We start from the raw sequence: 4,105 nt of genomic DNA, 5'->3' as shown, positions 1-4,105 counted from the left end.
CACCAAATTCTGATTGTTGCGTTTTAACCGGCTTTTTTACGAGCTTCCGGTCCGCACGCCTGCGTGCTCGTTACGCCCTGCGGGCGTGGTCTCCGCTTCGCTCCGGCTCAGCCACTCGAACACCTCACCAGAAGCAAATTGTTCCACCAAATCAGGCACATAGCCCCTTCAGCGAGCGCGCACTCTACACAAAGGAAGTCCGCTGTGCAAGCGTTACTACCCCTCCCAGGTGGTGAAGTAGTCGCTCACTGCCAGCTCCGGCGCCGCGCGAGGCGGTTTCTGGGGGGTGCCGAGGTAGATGAAGCCCTCGATCCTCTCGTTTTCCGCCAGGCCCAGGCCGTCGGCAACCAGAGGATTGGTAGCCAGGGGCCCGGTGCGCCAGTAAGCCCCCACCCCCTCGGCAAAGGCGGCGGTAAGCATGGCTTGTACGGCGGCGGCGGTGGACATCCTCTGTTCGATGGCCGGGACCTTGGGATTCTCCACCAGGCGGGTGACCGCCACCACGATCAGCGGTGCACGCAGGGGCATGGCGAGAAAGCGCTCTCTCTGGGCTTCCGCCAGGGGCGCGGACTCGGTTTGCTCGCCGGCTTTCAGGAACAACTCCCCAAGACGGTGGCGGGCCTCTCCCTCCACCAGAAGGAAGCGCCAGGGGCGCAGGCAACCGTGGTCCGCGGCGCGCAGCGCTGCGAGGAAAATATTCCTCCGCTGCCTGTCACCGGGGGCGGGCTCGGTGAGCAGTCCGGTGGATACTCGATTGTGCAGTGCGGCCAGGGCGTCCATAGCGCTCTCCAATAAAACAGCGGAGGGGAATTCTATCCTAATACTGGCCCGCTGTTCCTGTGGGCGCCACAGAGAGTCTTCGCAATCTGCCCTCTCGCGGAGTACACTTTAGTGCTACCAGGCGCGAGCATCCGGCCACTCAATAGGAAGAAGCCGACGGATCGGCGCCAGCTTTTCTGTTCACTGGATAAAGACAACCATTCATGCAGGACCAGCCTGAGGGAACTACCGGGCTCGCGGTCGATTCCCGCTACCCGCTCTATTTCCGTACTCTGATCTGCTTTGCCGCGGCGGGGACTCTGCTGAATGCGGTCAACTGGTCGGCCCCCTGGAACACCGACAAGCTACTGCCCCTGGCCATGGTCGCGCTGCTGCTGGTGTACACCGCCGTCGCCTATCAAATTGGCCGGCACTCCCACCCGGAAAATGCCGCCACTGTGCGCCGCTGGCTGTCTTTCAGCGATGCCGGGCTGATCGGCGCCGCCATCGCGATGGCGAATTTCAGCCTGCTCCCCAGCCTGCTGTTTGTCACCATGGTGCAGTTCAACGCGCTGACCGAGGGCGGAGGCCGCCGCTGGTTCGAGCACAACACCGGGCTGTTGCTCGGTGTGGGCGTCGGCTACCTGATATACCGCCCGGCACTGGTGGTGAATGCGGACCTGAACATCAGCGCCGCCAGCCTGATCGGGGTGTTCACTTACTTCTGCGCCTACGCCTTCTACACCCACAAGCAGATCGCCGATCTCCGGAGCACCAACCGCACCCTCACCGCGGACCAGCATGTAAGCAAGATGCGCACCTACAAGCTGTCCAAATACCTGCCCCAGCGCCTGTGGCGCGCGGTGACCACCGGCCAAGAGGGAGAGCTGGTCACCGAGCGCAAACTCCTCACAGTGTTTTTTTCGGATATCAAGGATTTCAGCCAGCTCACCGAGGAACTGGAGGCTGAAGTCTTTACCAACCTGCTCAACAGCTACCTCACCGAGATGTCGCGTATCGCCAGCCAGTACGGCGGCACTATCGATAAGTTTATCGGCGACGCGGTGATGGTGGTATTCGGCGACGACGCGAGCAAAGGCCCCAAGTCGGACGCCCTGCGCTGCGTGGCCATGGCCCTGGCCATGCGCAAGCGGGTCCGGGAGATGAAACAGGAGTGGTACAACAAGGGCATAGCCCGGCCTTTGCAGGTGCGTATGGGCATCAACACCGGCTATTGCACCGTGGGGATCTTCGGCACCGCCAGCCACCAGTCCTACACGGTGATGGGCACACACGTAAACCTGGCCGCCCGCCTGGAGGGCGCAGCGGAACCGGGGCAGATACTGATCAGCCACGAGACCTGGGCCCTGATCAAGCACTCGGTCATGTGCCGTGACAAGGGCCATGTCACCGTCAAGGGTTTCAGTACCCCGGTGAAGGTCTACCAAGTCACCGACCTGCGCAAGAACCTCGGCGGCCAACAGAGCTATATGGAAGACCATACGCCGGGTTTCTCCATGCACCTGGACCTGGACAAGATCCGCAATTACGACAAGGACAAGGTGCTGCAGTCGCTGGAGAAAGCGGCGGCGACGCTGAAGAGCAAGGTCATTATTTAGCGGGTCCTAAAGCGGTTTCACGGCCGCTGCGCTCCGACTTGCCCTCTGTGCCGTGATACCAGGAAAGTCTCACAGACCCTCCGTCTACTATCAAACGTAAGCGCGGCACTGGATTTTGCACCATGTTCCGTCCAGTAGCAGAGCGCCGCTCGATTCCTTCAGGATATGGCGGATCTTCCGGTTCCAGTCGTCCCGAACGAGAAACCATTCGTGATACCAGGGGTCGCAGACCACGGCATTTGGGCCCCAGCCCAGGGGTGTGCCGCCACCGATACTGAAAAACGCATTGTCCCGCGGCCTCGCGTGCAGGCCTATCACCACAAACATGTGATTGTGATCCGGCAAGCCCATCCACGCCATCCCGCGCTCGCCGCGACGGCGGAGATACTCGAAGGCGAGAGCCGACTGTTCGGTACAATTACCGCACTTGGAAAATGCCGCCACCTGGGCCCTGATATCCGCCTCGCCGAGGCCGGGCTGCAGGTTGTGTTGTAGAAACTGCTGGCGGGCAAACGCTCTGCCTCGGGTAATCCTATCGTTCGTATCGGCTCTTTCACCCTGCCTTCGATTGATTCCTTCTGCCCGATTGCCCGCTTTAATACACACGGTATTTTTAACATGATCAATTGCCCATTCGGCCCGTAACAGATGGGTGCTCACTTTTCTCTCCATGTCCTGTAGTTTCAAGATTTATTCAGTCAGCGCAGGGTGCGCCGTACGCACCAACCAGTCTTGGTGCGGGCTGGCAGTATCGGTGCGCACGGCGCACCCTACGAAGCGGATTTTTATAGCTACTGCGTGTGCGCCCGGTGACCGCCGCTGGGCGCACACACTGCCCGCCTTCAGGATTTATTCCAGTGTGACACTTACCTTTTCACTTACTGACGGGTAAATCTTGGCGGCGGATTTTTGTCCGGCAGAGTACTGCGCAACGGGTTGATATCCAGCCCTCCCCTGCGCGTATAGCGCGCACAGACGGTCAACTCCTTGAAACTGGCCAGCCGCTGCAGGTCGCAGAAGATCCGTTCCACACAGTGCTCGTGGAAGTCCTGGTGCTCGCGGAAGGAAATGATATAGGCCAGCAGCGCTTCCCGGTCCAGAGCGGTGCCTTTGTACTCCACGCAGACCGTTGCCCAGTCCGGCTGTCCGGTAACCGGGCAGTTGCTGCGCAGAAGGTGGCTATAGAGGGTTTCGCTCACCTGGCCGCGGCTCTCCTCCAGATTCAGCAGCGTCGCGTCGGGCTGATACTGCTGAATGGCGATATCCAGTTGGTCGAGACAAAAGCCCTGGGGTTTTTCCACCGCCAGCGCGGTGTCCTCCACCTGGTACAGCGCCACCGACACCTCCGCGCCGGAAACGGCACTCAGGTCCTTTGCCAGAATCCCCTGCACCACATTCCAGGAGTCGAACGGTGTCTGGTTGAACGAGTTCAGGTACAGTTTGAGCGACTTGGATTCCACCATCGCCGGGCTCTGCGCGGGGAAGGTAAAGCGTCCGACGGCCACTTGTGGCTTTCCTTTGGGGTCGAGCCAGGAGAGCTCGAAACCCCACCACTCGTCCACGCCGCAGAACGGCAGCTCGCCGTCGCCCAGCCCCAGGTGCGCGCGGGAGATCGAGCGATTGATGGGGCAGAGCAAATCCGGATTGTAGGTGGACTCGTAGCGGGTTTCCCGGCCGAGGGGAAGGTCTTTCCAGTCTTCACGGTTCATTGGCATTTCCGAATCAGT

4 protein-coding genes are annotated in these 4,105 nt (G+C 60.7%); 1 reads left to right on the top strand and 3 read right to left on the bottom strand.

Features of this window, described 5'->3' with window-relative positions; genetic code table 11:
* Positions 1-216 precede the first annotated feature (216 nt).
* Positions 217-780, bottom strand: a complete 564-nt coding sequence (locus ACRC0P_RS18795) for a nitroreductase family protein (protein ID WP_438632839.1) — start codon at positions 778-780, stop codon at positions 217-219.
* 203 nt (positions 781-983) lie between these two features.
* On the opposite strand from ACRC0P_RS18795, the gene ACRC0P_RS18790 reads away from it, so the two are divergent.
* Positions 984-2,378 (top strand): adenylate/guanylate cyclase domain-containing protein, encoded by a 1,395-nt coding sequence (locus ACRC0P_RS18790; RefSeq protein WP_438632838.1) that lies wholly within the window; start codon positions 984-986, stop codon positions 2,376-2,378.
* A 90-nt stretch (positions 2,379-2,468) separates the two neighbouring features.
* Here the strand turns inward: ACRC0P_RS18790 and ACRC0P_RS18785 are convergent, their stop codons facing one another.
* Together ACRC0P_RS18785 and queF are read right to left on the bottom strand one after the other, a co-directional pair.
* Complete coding sequence (locus ACRC0P_RS18785) at positions 2,469-3,038, bottom strand: hypothetical protein (RefSeq protein WP_438632837.1); 570 nt, start codon at positions 3,036-3,038, stop codon at positions 2,469-2,471.
* Between the two features lie 218 nt (positions 3,039-3,256).
* Positions 3,257-4,087 (bottom strand): NADPH-dependent 7-cyano-7-deazaguanine reductase QueF, encoded by an 831-nt coding sequence (queF, locus tag ACRC0P_RS18780; protein ID WP_438632836.1) that lies wholly within the window; start codon positions 4,085-4,087, stop codon positions 3,257-3,259.
* Positions 4,088-4,105: the final 18 nt, after the last annotated feature.

It is taken from the genome of Microbulbifer sp., assembly GCF_051659245.1.
GTDB lineage: Bacteria > Pseudomonadota > Gammaproteobacteria > Pseudomonadales > Cellvibrionaceae > Microbulbifer.
This window is presented reverse-complemented; position numbering and strand designations above follow the sequence as displayed.

What these genes read in the sequence shown, in the direction of transcription:
- ACRC0P_RS18795 (WP_438632839.1), bottom strand. Translation starts at nt 780, where the DNA reads ATGGACGCCCTGGCCGCACTGCACAATCGAGTATCCACCGGACTGCTC.
- ACRC0P_RS18790 (WP_438632838.1), top strand. Translation starts at nt 984, where the DNA reads ATGCAGGACCAGCCTGAGGGAACTACCGGGCTCGCGGTCGATTCCCGC.
- queF (WP_438632836.1), bottom strand. Translation starts at nt 4,087, where the DNA reads ATGAACCGTGAAGACTGGAAAGACCTTCCCCTCGGCCGGGAAACCCGC.